Below are 13,188 nucleotides of genomic sequence, written 5' to 3'. Positions count from 1 at the left end.
GAATCGCATTCATATAAATCCTACTTTCTATCAAATTTTTTCGAAACATCTCATTACGTTTCCTTTAAAGAAATGCCGCGCATTTTTGATCTTCAGACAAAGCGCGAAGAAGAAAAATATTCCATACTCTAATAAATTTCAATTAGACAATTTGTATTACAATATATTGAGGTGTTCTGAATGGCAATTATCTCCTAGAAAGCCATTGGTCTAAGAAATTAAGGGGTTTTACGTATTTTTTTTCGTTGAATAACTTATGCTTTAGATCACAATTAAAACTTATTGTAGTACAAATAGAGTTGTGAGGAGAGTAGTCTAGACGTTAGAAAATGATCAAACTTGAAAGGCTGAAAAAATGACTATTGATACTCTTGTTGTTCTTGCCTACTTCTTCTTCTTAGTTGCAATTGGTTGGATGTTCCGTAAGTTCACTACCTCGACCAGTGACTACTTCCGAGGGGGCGGTAAGATGTTATGGTGGATGGTAGGTGCTACCGCCTTCATGACGCAATTTTCAGCATGGACGTTTACAGGTGCCGCAGGACGCGCGTTCAACGACGGTTTCGTTGTTGTAATCCTATTCTTAGCCAACGCATTTGGCTACTTTATGAACTACCTCTATTTTGCTCCAAAGTTCCGCCAACTACGTGTAGTGACGGCGATTGAAGCAATTCGTCAACGTTTTGGTAAGACTTCAGAGCAGTTCTTCACTTGGGCTGGTATGCCAGACAGCTTGATCTCGGCCGGTATTTGGTTGAATGGTCTTGCGATTTTCGTGGCAGCGGTCTTCAACATTCCTATGGAAGCGACCATCATCGTTACGGGCTTAGTGCTAATGCTAATGGCGGTAACAGGCGGCTCTTGGGCGGTTGTTGCATCTGACTTTATGCAGATGCTGGTTATCATGGCAGTGACGATCACTTGTGCGGTGGCGGCATACTTCCATGGTGGCGGTATTGGCAACATCGTGTCGAACTTCCACGGCGACTTCATGCTGGGTAACAACCTGAACTACTTCAGTATCTTTATCCTTTGGGTTGTCTTCATCTTTGTTAAACAGTTCGGTGTCATGAACAACAGCATCAACGCTTACCGCTACTTATGTGCAAAAGACAGTGAAAACGCACGTAAAGCTGCAGGTCTTGCATGTGTGCTGATGATTGTTGGTCCTATCATCTGGTTCCTACCACCTTGGTACGTTGCGGCATTTATGCCTGATTTCGCAGAGCAATACGGCTCAGTAGGTGGTGATGCAGCATACCTAGCATTCGTACAAAACGTAATGCCAGCAGGTATGGTGGGTCTTCTGATGTCAGCAATGTTTGCGGCGACCATGTCTTCAATGGACTCTGGTCTTAACCGTAACGCGGGCATCTTTGTGATGAACTTCTACAGCCCGATTGTGCGTCCACAAGCGTCGCAAAAAGAACTGGTTATCGTGAGTAAAGCAACGACTATCGTGATGGGCTTCATCATCATTGGTATCGGTCTATTCATTAACTCACTACGTCACTTGAGCCTGTTCGATATCGTACTGAACGTCGGTGCATTAATTGGCTTCCCAATGCTGATTCCTGTACTACTTGGTATGTGGATTCGTAAGACGCCGGATTGGGCTGGTTGGGCAACACTGGTTGTTGGTGGCTTTGTTTCTTACATCTTCGGTATCTCACTACAAGCAGAAGATGTAGAGCGCCTATTCGGTCTAGAGCAAGCGTTTACAGGACGTGAGTGGGCAGATCTGAAAGTTGGCTTGAGCTTAGCGGCACACGTTATCTTCACCGGTGGTTTCTTCTTGCTGACAACGCGCTTCTACAAAGGTCTATCACCTGAACGTGAGAAAGAAGTGGAGCAATTGTTCGAGAACTGGAATACGCCACTTGTGGCTGACAGCGAAGAGCAGCAGAACCTAGATACAAAACAGCGCGGCATGCTTGGTAAGCTTATCAGCGTAGCGGGCTTCGGTATCCTAGCTATGGCTCTAATTCCAAATGAACCATCTGGTCGACTACTGTTTATCTTGTGTGGTGCGATTGTTCTCTCGGTGGGTGTTCTATTGGTGAACGCAGCCCGAGGGCCTAAAAGCCCAAAGTTAGCTAACGCGAAAAGCTAACCAAAGTTAAAGACTCTCAATGAAAAATCCCGCGGTGTTAAAGCCGTGGGATTTTTTGATCAAGCTGACTGAGAAAGCGTGGCGCATCGTTTGTTGTTATTCGTTGTATTGGGGAACTCCCAATAAGGTGCGACTATATTCACATTAGAGTCGTCAGCCTAAAGCGAAAAAGCAATCTAACTTTCTTTGCATGCCGTGTTTACACTTTACACCCCAAACCTGATGCTTTGTCTATTTAAATAAATATGTGTGCCTTCTTAGCAAAGAAAAAGCATTAAATCAGACGTAGCTTTAATGAGGCGTACGCCAGAAATAGGAGAGAGGTTTTGAAGTGTGAGTGGAAAATATATAAGAGAATTGGAAGAGGCTGCCCTGCAAAACTTTAAAGGAGTGGCTAGGGTATCAAGGAGTGATGAGCGTCTGGGGAAGAGGAAAAACAAAAAAGCCCAGCCACATTGGTTGCTGGGCTTATAGTTGCAACTGAGTGTGACTAAGCTTCTAGCTCTGCAAAGTAGTCGAAGATGACTGGAACGTCATTTTGACCAAGGCCTTTATCAACTGCCGCTTGTAGACTCTTAGAAGTGCCCTCTGCAATTAGGGAAGTTGTACCAAGCTCTTCGCATAGAGCAAGGAAGTAACCGAGGTCTTTGTTTGCGTTTGCGACAGAGAAGCCTAGTTTTTCTTCGCCATCTACGGCGTAAAACTTACAGAATTGCATAAATGGTGAGTTTGATGGTCCTGCAGACATGATGTCGAATAATTGTTGACCATCAACACCAGCACGTTTAGCAACAGCAAATGCCTGAGACATGGTTGCTACGGTTGTCATACCCATAAAGTTATTCACAAGCTTAGTTACGTGACCAGAGCCTAGTGCGCCAAGGTGGAATACGTTTTCACCTTGATCGTCCAGTACGGGCTTAACCTTATTGAATGTTTCGACGTCGCCTGCGGCCATGATGTTCAGTAAACCATCTTTTGCGTGGGCAGGTGTACGACCTAGAGGCGCATCAATCATACCAGCCCCTTTCTTAGCAAGGTCAGCGCCAATCTTCTTCGTTGAAGCTGGAATAGATGTACCGAAGTCGATGAGTGTTTTACCTTCTGACATGCCAGCTAGAACACCAGTGTCTCCGTAAACAACTTTTTCGACAACTTCAGATGTTGTTAGGCACAGCATCACGATATCACTTTTCTCTGCTAGCTCTTTACCTGAAGAAGCTTCAGAAGCGTTTCCACGAGCTAGTACTGCGTCAACAGCATCTTTATTGAGGTCCATTACAGCAACTTCGTAACCACGTTTCTGTAGGTTTTCAACCATGTTTCCGCCCATCAAGCCTAGGCCGATGAAACCAATGATAGGTTTAGTCATTTTAACTCCAAAAATACTATTGTATGATTATATTGCTTGTCGGTAATCATAATGACTATTGTGGCTTTTGCAATTGAAAATTATGAGCATAGCGGGCTTGGGATGAATTTTTTCTAAAAGTGAGATGTAAGTAAGGTTTGTGGGGGTTTTATTCATCAGTGTATATAAGAAAAGCGGATTCATCACGCTTCCATTTTATCGTGAACAAATCCTTTAGGAGGCTTAAATAACGTAAAAATAAAATTTATTGTAATACAAGTGATTTTGTTTCAGCTAGAGGAATACTGTCCATACCAAAAAATGGGTGAAACGTTACAGATGGGGTTAAAGGAGAGGTGGTATAAGGATAAGCCGCAGTACAAACATACTGCGGCCGTTATCAAATCAGTACTAAAGCGCACTTACTGATAGGTAAAAAGACTTATTGGTACTAAATGCCTAAAGCTTGACCACCACCAATTTGCAGTGTTTCTGCGGTAATGAATGATGCATCTTTACTTACCAGAAAAGAGATAGCAGAGGCGACTTCCTCTGGCTGGCCTAGGCGTCCAAGCATAATACTGTCTGCCCAAGAAGCAAATACTTCAGGCTTGGTTGCTTTGATTTGAGCATGGAATGGTGTATCGATAGTGCCAGGAGATACTGCATTGACACGAATTCCAGCCGGAGCTAACTCTTTAGCTAAAGCGCGAGTTAATGTATGAACGGCGGCTTTTGATGTACCGTAAATACCTGCACCTGGACCACCTGCATTCCAAGCAGCGTTTGAAGTGAAGTTGATAATTGATGCATTATCAGACTTTCTTAGAAATGGAATCGCTGCGCGTGATACGAAGAATGCACTATCGAGGTTTAAAGCCATGACTTTACGGAAAAAATCAGTTTCCATACCTTCAATAGGACTACGACCACCAAGACCACCTGCGTTATTAACGACAACATCGATTTTGCCGTATTTTTCACCAATAGCATTGATGTTTTCATCGACGGCATGTTCATCTGTAACGTCAAAACCGTAGTATTCAGCCTCAATTCCTGCGTTATGTAGTTTGGAGACACACTCCGAACCTTTTTCATCTTCAATGCCGTTTAGAATGACCGTGTATCCATCCTGACCAAGACGCTTTGCCACTTGGAAGCCGATACCGCCAGTAGCACCAGAAATAAATGCAATTTTAGTAGACATAATGGTGTTCTCTCATGTTTGTAGAGTTGGAAAGGATTTTTTATTTAACATAGAGTATTATTGTAATACAAATGAGTTTAATAAACAGAGAAACACCAACAATGAGAAGTCGATCACGTACTTTCTTGAGATGCTGACTCATCCAGTGGTATATATCGACTTTTACGGTCGTGTATGGTTTGTATTTAGTCAGGATAATTGGGATGCATAAACAATTGAGCTTATAGCTGCGGGCTTAGCTCGTTGGGCTGAGGTTTGTTTCTAGTAGAAAGAAAGCTGATTAACCGTGGGTCTTTGTTGCCAAACTTATGATTTCATTTAGGCTTGCCAAGTGATGGTTGGAGAACTTTGTCGAGAGGTTGAGTTTTAAGCGGGTAGGGAACCTTTTTAGGATCTTAAGTCTTTCAAGGTCATTCTGAATAGTGAGGGACGAGCGTGATTTAGAATCTCTTGCCCGAGCACGCTGTTATGATATGTGACCCCGTTTCGCCGAGCGTTATTCATCACCATTATTCTGAAGAGTCGAGTTAGGATCTACCGGAATAATGATTTTGACTAAGCTGAGATAAAAATGCCCGCTAAATCAGCGGGCACTTTTGTTTACGTCATTAATGGTGCATGTGTTTTTCCATGTGACCTTGTTTTTCAACCGCCATTTCTACTTCCACTTTACCCGCGTTTTTGAATGTTAACGTCATAGGGAAGCGGTCGCCTTCTTTGAGCGCTTGTGTTGGATTGAAAATCATTAAATGGAAGCTGCCTGGCTTAAACAACACTGAGTCATTGGCTGGAACGCGCACTTCGTCAATCTTAATCATTTTCATCACACCATCTTCTTTCTTATGCGTGTGAATTTCGACATGCCCTGCGATTGGGCTTTCTGCTGCGATCAATGCATCTTCACTGTCACCGTGGTTGGTTAATTGAAAAAAACCACCGATAACAGGTGCGTTTGGTGGCGCTTCGCGGCTCCATGGATGGTCGATATGAATTTTTCCTGCTTCATAATCGTGCGCTAAACTCAGTGGGCTAGCGATGACAGCAATAAGCGCGATAGCGGCGGTTTTTAATGATTTAAGCATGTGTTTTTCCTTTTGAATTAATAGCTTCTCTGAATGGACAACAAACAGAGTCATCGTTATTTTTGAATAAAGTTGTCAATGATTAGATGCCTGTTAGGCAGGAAAAACACTCGGCGGAGAGTGCTTAGGCGCGATGTGTTTGTAAACGAGCTTATCGCATTTTGAAAAGTGATAAGTCGTCAGTGCATACTTTACTCGGCGCAGCCAATGGATGGTTGTCAGGTAAAGCCCAATCGCAACTAAAAGAAAGAATTGAACAGCTTGAAGAAGCGGGCATTCAAACTGGAAGCCGTCGTGTAAGTTAAGATCTTGGATGAGCTTAGAAGAAGATTGAGCGTTAGCCTCAATCAACGTATTGATATCCACCCATTTGAAACCATCTGCGGTACACAGTAAAACCTTTTCACTTTGGACTTTGTTGAGCCAAGTTGTGCTGTGAACTTGTGTAGGGTTAAGAGCGGCTGTGGACGCTAAATACAACTGAAACAACACCGCGATAATAACCGCAATAGCGTGCAAGCGATGGTGTTTGTGCTGTATTAGAGTGTTTTCCATACAATTGAGTGCTTATCTTCTTCGGCGCGGGATACTAACAAATTAACCAAACAATGTAATTATCAGTTTACTAAAAGGTGATGCAAGTGTGCATTATTTGTTTTATTGTCTATTTTTAACGCTTTAATGTCTTGATTCGGCTGACATTCACAACCTCCAATTCAACTTGTCAGTCTTGCCTAGTCGCTTTTGAAGATACCGAATTAATCTCTCTTATATGCCACTGAAGCTTCGGTTAGTGGGTGTCGTGGTGGTGTTTTTACGTGCTAGATTTGGCTGATATCGATTCAAAATGCACACCGAATCTTCACTTGTTTTCCATTAACGGAATTATGACAGTAATTTAATAAAGGATACGGTATTCTGCGCTCCTTTGTACATGCCAGAAACGTCCGTCCTACTTAGTCGGAGGGGCGATTAATCTTAAGAAATTTCTCAAATGAAATACGAACAACAGATTGGATATCGATACCCTAAAGGTCGATTTGCCATGGTGAGTGTATATGCATTCACCGGTGCTGCGATTTTAGCATCGACTATTTTTTCTCTATTGCTGTTTTTGTCTATCGACGAAAATCCGATGATGCAAACCTTATTTGGTGGTTTAGCGATCATTTTTGAAGCGGGTAAATTTTACGCTTGGTATGAATACGGTGAGCGCCGAGCCCATCGCAACTACACAGGAGCAGCAACCGCTCTCGTGTTTTATTTAGTCTTAGCTGCGATTTCCATTGGCGGTAGTATTGGTGGCATTAATAGTGCAACCAATAGTGCACAAAGTCATATTTCGGTAGAGCAGGCGAAAGTGGAAGCGTTTAATCGTCAGATTGCGGCAATCGATAAGCAGATTGAGCTCAACAATATGGCAGCGCAGAAATACATCGAGATGGAGCGTATCGCGACTGGTGTAACTCGCATTCAGGATCAAAACAAAACCTTACGTGAAGAGCAGCAACGCTTGGCTATGGAGCGTGATAGTTTACCGCCGGTTACGCAAGGCTCAGTGATTGGTTTGATTGATAGCCTAGCCAACGCATTTGGTACCACCTCTCAGCAAGCTCAGCTTGGCTTGGTTGTATTTCTTTCGATTCTTTTGGACTTCTTTGCTGCATTTTTTGTTGGCTTGATTGGTGAAGAGCAACGGTTCCGATATTTCTATCGCAGAAATGAGGACATGATATTGAAAACAGTTCGCGATATAGACCCAGCGCCTGCGGGTTATCTTCCTCATATAAAAGAGGAAGAAGAGCAAGAAATACCAGCTGCGCCGGAGCCAGAAGAACCAAAGGAACCGAAAACCTTGTTAGAGCAAGTTAGCGATGCACTTAAAACGCATCAAATTACGTGCACCAAAAAAGCCGTTGCTAAACAGTTTAGGCTGTCTGCGGAAGAGGTAGACAAGGTATTTGAAGAATTGGCAGAGCTCGGTTTAGTGGGAAAAAAAGCCAACCACCATTATCATTGGATAGGTGAAGCAGAAACCGCATAATTGGTTATCTATTAGAGTTCGGAAAGAGCGTCAATCGGCGCTCTTTTTTTGGGAGGGGGGAGTTTCGCTATTAAAGTTAACTACAAGAAAGCGTATCAATCTTTATTGAGCTTTTTGGTTACGTCTTTCATCGTTTTCTTCTCTTTTTCCGGTGTCATTGCATCAACAGCTTTACCCGCCATCCCTTCATCTGGTAATTTGTCTTTTCCTGCATCAACTGCGGTATCTTTCAGTGCCTCTTTAGGCGTACAGCGACCCCCAACACCAACCACGGCTTTTGTCGCAGCGGCTTTAGCTGCCTTTTCTGCATCGCAGTCAGGATCCATAACGCTAGCTAAGCTCGTGGCTGAACCAAAAAACAAGATTAACAAAATGAGGTTGCGTTTTTTCATAGTCGTCACCAATGTTGTGAAACATAGGTAAAGTGTAACGGAGAGAAAAGGCTTTGACTGAGAATTTGTTGGTTTGAGCTTGGGAAGCAAAGTAAGGTGAAAAGAAAAAGTGCCACCGAAGTGACACTTTTTCTTAAGCGTAGAAGGGATTAGTTGTCGTAAACGTCTAACTCCACTTCACGGGCAATATTTTGGTCGTTAATGATCACACCTTCGACTTCGACACGAGCACCATTTAGGTTAAGTTCTTCAATGCCTTGGAAGCGTGTTTGTGCATCAATCACAACGGTCGTGTTGTTTAGCAATTGATCTGCGTCGTTTTCGCAACGCTCGATTTCAAATGTTCTTGCTTCAGCATCGTAGTTTGATACGTATCCTTCACATTCAAATTCTTTACCTTGCCATTGGTTGTTATCGTCAAAGTCTGGTTGCTCAAACTCAATAACGGTAGCGATGCGTTTGCCATTTTTCATGACAGACGTTACTTCCACTTCTTGGCCTTGTTTTAGGTTCGCTTTGCTGCCATCTTCAAATCGTGTTGCGTTATCGATGAAGAATGCACCTCGGTAGTTTAGTGAGAACTCACTGTAGTCATTTGCAACCCATGTGACGATGCCTTCCACATCGCTGTCATTGCCTATGACGTCGTAGCCTTCAACTTCTACCTCATTTGCCATGAAGATGCCGTTTTGCATTTCACCTTCTACTTCCACCCATTGGCCGATGCTAAGTTGGCTAATGTTGTCGTAAGATACGGTTATATTTGTACCAAGCTCAAACGTGCCAGCATTTTCATCGGTATTAGTAATGCGACCTTCCAGTTCGTAGTAGCTTCCAAGGGCTGGGTAATCGTTATCTACGTCGATTTCGACCACAGACAACACTCGATAACCCGCATCCGCAGTCGGCAAGGATGACACCATCACCCAGTCGTTGATCTCTATATCATCACTTAAACCGTCAAACTGCAGATCTACGCCGTTTACCGTAAATGTTTTCTTCACATAATCAATTGCTGTAACACGTCCAGTAATGGTTGGTTCAAGTGTGACTCGGACGCCATTGTCCGAAGCTTGCCGAATATCTGACCCCACGCGAACCACCATTTTTGGTTTTACATCGGCCAATTGCACTTGTGTGTCGTCATAAACCACCTCAGACACACGATACGTATGTCCATTGACGGTTAACGTGCTTTCTTCAGCGTTGACCGCTTCAACAGAGCCAATCGCTACACTTGGTTTCACTGCTGGTTGAGTTGGTGTGCTATCGCTATTGCTGCCACCACCTGAACCACCACAACCAGACAATGCCAAACCTACTACAGAAATAAGAGCGAGTTTTTTCATTGTATTAACCTCAATTTACGAGCGAGTTTAGGAAATTGCCTGTATCTTATTGGGCATATCGTGAAGAGATCGTGAAGAAATGTGATTTTATGAAAATTTTAATTGTAGATGACAACCATAACGTCTCGGAGACGATTGCAGACTATCTTGAGCTCGAAGGCATGATTATCGATTGTGCGTTTCATGGAGAGGCTGCGATTAAGTTAATCGAGGAAAATCATTACGATGTAATCATCATGGATATCATGATGCCGAAGCTCGATGGCATCAGTACGGTACAGAAGCTTCGACAAGATAAGTTATGTGGAACGCCAATTCTCTTCCTAACGGCAAAAGATACGCTAGATGACAAAATCGCGGCTTTTAAAGCGGGGGGAGATGATTATTTAATGAAGCCATTTGCGATGGAAGAGCTCAGTTTGCGTGTTCATGCTTTGGCTAATCGTGGTCCAAGACAAGATATCGGAGCGCTCAAATTTGCAGATATTTGTTTAGATGCGCGGACAGGAAAAGTAACGAGAAAAGACAAAGAAATTAAGCTGAGTCGAATTCAAACTAAAATTTTAAAATTGCTCCTCCAACGTGCTCCAGCAGCGGTCTCGCGCACAGAAGTGATCGATAGTGTGTGGGGAGACGAACCACCCGGAAGTGATGCACTTCGTAGCCATATTTACGGTTTAAGAACCGCGCTAGACAAAGGTTTTGAAGAATCACGATTAGAGACTATTCATGGACAAGGTTACCGACTTAAAGCATAACGAATATCCAAGCATTTATCGCAAGATCCGTTGGGGTTTTGGGGTCATGACGTTTGTGATGTTTACTCTTTTTTGGTCGCTGATTTATGTGGCAGAAAACAAACTGGAAGTGCTGAGTTTACATCACTGGCTCGATACTGAAGCTGCGCTTTATAGTGAGAATTTCGAGAAACAGGGCTGGGATGCGCCATTGCCAAACGTATTGGAGTTCAACTCATATTGGAGTGAAGCTCCGACACCGGATTGGTTGCTCTCTTTTACTTCACCTGGTTTTTATGAATACCTGCTTGGTGAAGAAGATAAACACTTTGTTGTATTGAACCATCCCTCAGGGAAGGGGCTTATGTACATTGTATTTCAAGATGACTCAGATGATTACTTGGACGAATACGAAAGCTCGCTGCATCAGTTTACGCTGCTGCTCGGTGGTTTGTTTTCATTTGTCATGGTTGGGTATGGCATTTACATGGTGCGAATATTGTCTCGGCCATTAGCGCAAATTGAAGACAAAATTAGCCAAATGTCACCGGATCAACCCGCTTTCCAAGTTGAAACTAAGTTCAGCGAAACACGCCAGATAGAGCAGACTTTGCTGGATAATAAGAACGATATCGCGGGCTACTTCAAACGAGAACAAGAATTTAGCCGTTTTGCATCGCATGAGTTGAGAACGCCAATCATGGTGATTAAAGGCTCAACAGACATTCTGACGCGTCTTCCTGATCAACCTCGAGTTGCGCAAAAAGCCATCACGAGGATGCAGTCAGCTTGTGACGAGATGCGTGTACTGACAGAAGCGTTTCTCTTACTTGGTAAAGAGAAAATAGAGCCTCAGCATTACGGAGAGCATCAGCTTCTTACTCGTTTACAAAAACAACTGGAAGAGCTGGCTCCTTTATTTGCCAAGCAAGATTCGAATTACGCTTTGCACGAACAACATAGTGGTGTCGTGAATGCACCAGAGAGTTTTGTGACCATTGTTATCAACAATCTGATTAAAAACGCCTTTAGCTATAGTGTGGGAGATATTGAAATTGAGTTGAAAGGTCATGCGCTTAAGATCCTAAACCGTCACGATGGCAACGAGACGTACAACGCTGGTTATGGTTGTGGGCTTGTTATCGTACAACGAATATGTGAACGGATGGGGTGGGCGTTAGTACTGGACGATGATGGTGTTCGATTTAGTGCAAAAGTGGAGTTCTGCTCTTAGCTTTGCGCGTATTGATTCAAGTGAGAATTAACGCTCTGGATTTTTCTTGTCGTACGCATCTAACCCGCAGTCAAACAAGAAAAAACTGGAATTTGAATTAGACTGAAGTTAGTGAAGCGGAAACTCGAGGAACCGTTATGCTCTCTTATCAGGTCAGCCGAAGTATTGAAATTAATAAGAATCAAAGTGAAATTATTGGCTATCTCAAGAACTTCAATAACTGGCCCAGCTGGTCGCCATGGATCATTCTTGAACCAAGCTGCGAGCTGACATTCAGTGATAATCAGGGCCACGTTGGAGCTGGTTATCAATGGAATGGTCAGCGTATTGGGACTGGCGCGATTGTACTGGAAAGTACTCAAGAGCATCGATTAGATATGGAGCTACATTTCTTTCGCCCAATCAAGAGCCATGGAAAGGTGACTCTAATCGTGACGCCGTCACAAAATGGCTGTTTAGTCGAATGGCAAATGCAATCTCGCGTCCCTTGGTATCTGTTCTTTCTGAAAAGTATGTTTAAGTCGATGATAGAGATGGATTATCAACGTGGGTTACGCATGCTCAAAAGTAAGCTTGAAACCGGAAGAGTGCATTCAGACTTAGTCGAAATAGGTAACCGAACGTTGCCTCAAATTCATTACATTGGGATCAAGGGTGTGGCTAGCTTGCAGGAATTAGGTTCGGTAATTGAGAAGCATGTTCAGCAACTAGAACAGTTAATTAGTGACGAAACCCTATCCGTGAATGGTGAATTGTTTTGTTATTACCAGTCGATGGATATGCAGAAAGGTACATTCGAGTTTATCACTTGCTTTCCTCTTCATAACTCAGTACCAGCGCCTCAAGGGGCGGTTACTGGTACCATTCCTGAGAGTGAAACATTTGTCGTCGAACACCGAGGTGAATATCAGTTTTTGGGAAATGCATGGGCTTTAGCGATGAACTTGGTTCGTCAGAGTGGCATGAAAGTCAAAACCAGTCCTTTAGGAATCGAACGCTACCTGAATAGTCCGAAGGAAACCACGGAAGAAGAGCTAAGAACGGAAATTATTTTGTTTAAGAAATGACAGGCGCAAGCGAGTAGGGTGTTTAGGTATCATACTAGTTATGCGAAATGTTACTAAAGAATAATAGCGTATCTGTTCCTACCCATAAAAATGCCTCAGCAATCGCTGAGGCATGGTTTTACAGGCCAACTTCTCTTGTTAGAGAATTATTGTGCACGGTATTTACCGCTGTTTAGTTCAATTTTAGACGCTTTTACCCGGCTGTCTGCGTTTAGGTAGTCGCTAATACTTAGCAGATCTTGATCTTGAGATGCTTTTAACACCGCTGATTCCCCTTCTGCGAAGATAACTTCTAATTTTAACTCTTTGGCGACTGCTTTCGCTTCGTTAGGATTGTTTACGGTGATATAAACCAGTCCAGTGGCTTTGGATACGTTACTAAACGCATTCTTAAACACCTCATCACCCGCTTGAAGTTTTACGTCTTCAGATAGGGTTCTAATAGTGCCAGTTTGCACTTTTCGATAATCTTGGCCATTAATCTCAACCGCTTCTGATGGCACAAACAGTTCTGGTGCAGGCTGTTGAGAGAGCTGTTGCTCAGCGTATACACTCGACGTCATGATAACGAGAGCCAGCATAGAAAATGATTTGTATTTCATGTTATTGACT

12 protein-coding genes are annotated in these 13,188 nt (G+C 43.2%); 5 read left to right on the top strand and 7 right to left on the bottom strand.

All coding sequences use genetic code 11. The annotated features are described in order from the left end of the window. Positions 1-355 precede the first annotated feature (355 nt). Positions 356-2,113 (top strand): sodium:solute symporter family protein, encoded by a 1,758-nt coding sequence (locus R7F67_RS08915; protein ID WP_137282567.1) that lies wholly within the window; start codon positions 356-358, stop codon positions 2,111-2,113. A 490-nt stretch (positions 2,114-2,603) separates the two neighbouring features. Here R7F67_RS08915 and R7F67_RS08910 read toward each other — a convergent pair whose 3' ends face one another. From R7F67_RS08910 to R7F67_RS08895, 4 genes are all read right to left on the bottom strand, one after another. Continuing rightward, a complete protein-coding gene (locus R7F67_RS08910; protein ID WP_372051950.1) occupies positions 2,604-3,500 on the bottom strand; it encodes an NAD(P)-dependent oxidoreductase in 897 nt (298 codons plus the stop codon). A gap of 415 nt (positions 3,501-3,915) precedes the next feature. Then, positions 3,916-4,671, bottom strand: coding sequence for an SDR family NAD(P)-dependent oxidoreductase (locus R7F67_RS08905; RefSeq protein WP_017821229.1), 756 nt, complete (start codon positions 4,669-4,671; stop codon positions 3,916-3,918). Positions 4,672-5,279: 608 nt separating this feature from the next. Next, positions 5,280-5,753, bottom strand: a complete 474-nt coding sequence (locus R7F67_RS08900; RefSeq protein ID WP_046875325.1) for a copper chaperone PCu(A)C — start codon at positions 5,751-5,753, stop codon at positions 5,280-5,282. 93 nt (positions 5,754-5,846) lie between these two features. Next, positions 5,847-6,308 carry a hypothetical protein gene (locus R7F67_RS08895; RefSeq protein WP_005388493.1) on the bottom strand — a complete coding sequence of 154 codons (462 nt, stop codon included), beginning with the start codon at positions 6,306-6,308 and terminating at the stop codon, positions 5,847-5,849. A 439-nt stretch (positions 6,309-6,747) separates the two neighbouring features. On the opposite strand from R7F67_RS08895, the gene R7F67_RS08890 reads away from it, so the two are divergent. Continuing rightward, positions 6,748-7,797: a hypothetical protein gene (locus R7F67_RS08890; protein ID WP_054576763.1), complete on the top strand. Its 1,050-nt coding sequence runs from the start codon at positions 6,748-6,750 to the stop codon at positions 7,795-7,797. Positions 7,798-7,892: 95 nt separating this feature from the next. Here the strand turns inward: R7F67_RS08890 and R7F67_RS08885 are convergent, their stop codons facing one another. Together R7F67_RS08885 and R7F67_RS08880 are read right to left on the bottom strand one after the other, a co-directional pair. After that, positions 7,893-8,189, bottom strand: coding sequence for a hypothetical protein (locus R7F67_RS08885; protein ID WP_053307751.1), 297 nt, complete (start codon positions 8,187-8,189; stop codon positions 7,893-7,895). A gap of 149 nt (positions 8,190-8,338) precedes the next feature. Further along, a complete protein-coding gene (locus R7F67_RS08880) occupies positions 8,339-9,538 on the bottom strand; it encodes a DUF5666 domain-containing protein (RefSeq protein ID WP_054576762.1) in 1,200 nt (399 codons plus the stop codon). Positions 9,539-9,627: 89 nt separating this feature from the next. Here R7F67_RS08880 and R7F67_RS08875 point away from each other — a divergent pair, with 89 nt between their 5' ends. The 3 genes from R7F67_RS08875 to R7F67_RS08865 all read left to right on the top strand — a co-directional run bounded on the left by R7F67_RS08875 (position 9,628) and on the right by R7F67_RS08865 (position 12,576). Then, positions 9,628-10,296, top strand: a complete 669-nt coding sequence (locus tag R7F67_RS08875) for a response regulator transcription factor (RefSeq protein WP_053303698.1) — start codon at positions 9,628-9,630, stop codon at positions 10,294-10,296. Continuing rightward, the gene (locus tag R7F67_RS08870) at positions 10,268-11,509 is read left to right on the top strand and encodes a HAMP domain-containing sensor histidine kinase (RefSeq protein ID WP_318057154.1); all 1,242 of its coding nucleotides are present in this window, start codon (positions 10,268-10,270) and stop codon (positions 11,507-11,509) included. The genes R7F67_RS08875 and R7F67_RS08870 overlap by 29 nt, the downstream gene beginning before the upstream one ends. A 137-nt stretch (positions 11,510-11,646) precedes the next feature. Then, on the top strand, positions 11,647-12,576 hold the full coding sequence (locus R7F67_RS08865; protein WP_017820241.1) for an SRPBCC family protein: 930 nt from the start codon (positions 11,647-11,649) through the stop codon (positions 12,574-12,576). A gap of 146 nt (positions 12,577-12,722) precedes the next feature. Here R7F67_RS08865 and R7F67_RS08860 read toward each other — a convergent pair whose 3' ends face one another. Then, the gene (locus tag R7F67_RS08860; protein WP_005375850.1) at positions 12,723-13,178 is read right to left on the bottom strand and encodes a hypothetical protein; all 456 of its coding nucleotides are present in this window, start codon (positions 13,176-13,178) and stop codon (positions 12,723-12,725) included. Positions 13,179-13,188 lie beyond the last annotated feature (10 nt).

It is taken from the genome of Vibrio sp. YT-17 (assembly GCF_033337375.1).
In the GTDB taxonomy this organism is placed as follows: Bacteria; Pseudomonadota; Gammaproteobacteria; order Enterobacterales; family Vibrionaceae; genus Vibrio; species Vibrio alginolyticus.
Note: the sequence above shows the minus strand (reverse complement) of the source record. Positions and strands in the feature narration are given on the sequence as shown.

Coding starts and splice junctions, on each gene's coding strand:
- R7F67_RS08915 (WP_137282567.1), top strand. CDS start 356: ATGACTATTGATACTCTTGTTGTTCTTGCCTACTTCTTCTTCTTAGTT.
- R7F67_RS08905 (WP_017821229.1), bottom strand. CDS start 4,671: ATGTCTACTAAAATTGCATTTATTTCTGGTGCTACTGGCGGTATCGGC.
- R7F67_RS08900 (WP_046875325.1), bottom strand. CDS start 5,753: ATGCTTAAATCATTAAAAACCGCCGCTATCGCGCTTATTGCTGTCATC.
- R7F67_RS08895 (WP_005388493.1), bottom strand. CDS start 6,308: ATGGAAAACACTCTAATACAGCACAAACACCATCGCTTGCACGCTATT.
- R7F67_RS08890 (WP_054576763.1), top strand. CDS start 6,748: ATGAAATACGAACAACAGATTGGATATCGATACCCTAAAGGTCGATTT.
- R7F67_RS08885 (WP_053307751.1), bottom strand. CDS start 8,189: ATGAAAAAACGCAACCTCATTTTGTTAATCTTGTTTTTTGGTTCAGCC.
- R7F67_RS08880 (WP_054576762.1), bottom strand. CDS start 9,538: ATGAAAAAACTCGCTCTTATTTCTGTAGTAGGTTTGGCATTGTCTGGT.
- R7F67_RS08875 (WP_053303698.1), top strand. CDS start 9,628: ATGAAAATTTTAATTGTAGATGACAACCATAACGTCTCGGAGACGATT.
- R7F67_RS08870 (WP_318057154.1), top strand. CDS start 10,268: ATGGACAAGGTTACCGACTTAAAGCATAACGAATATCCAAGCATTTAT.
- R7F67_RS08865 (WP_017820241.1), top strand. CDS start 11,647: ATGCTCTCTTATCAGGTCAGCCGAAGTATTGAAATTAATAAGAATCAA.
- R7F67_RS08860 (WP_005375850.1), bottom strand. CDS start 13,178: ATGAAATACAAATCATTTTCTATGCTGGCTCTCGTTATCATGACGTCG.